Here is a 257-nt window from a genome sequence, read left to right on the forward strand (position 1 = left end):
CGTTGTTGCTGCGGCCGGGGTTGCCTTGCTGGTGTGGGGAATTATGGTGATGGCCTCGCCCACAGTCTCTTGTCGAGGTGTCGAGATGCATCCGGGAGACACCTGTCACAAGGCCACGTACACGGCAACTCATACCGACACCGTGCAGACGTTCGAGCAACGGCGTCGTTCTATAGCCCAGTCCCGTCCGACTGTTATTGGGCTTGGGATCGCCTTGACAGCTTTTGGCGCGGTGATGACTTGGCAGTCCGTGAGGG

1 protein-coding gene is annotated in these 257 nt (G+C 59.5%); it reads left to right on the forward strand.

The annotated features are described in order from the left end of the window. Positions 1-257, forward strand: a 257-nt coding sequence (locus QN399_RS26430) for a hypothetical protein (protein ID WP_330201957.1), incomplete at both ends; no start/stop codon positions are given.

Origin of the sequence: Pseudomonas sp. 10C3 (assembly GCF_036346185.1) — a bacterium.
Classification (GTDB): Bacteria; Pseudomonadota; Gammaproteobacteria; order Pseudomonadales; family Pseudomonadaceae; genus Aquipseudomonas.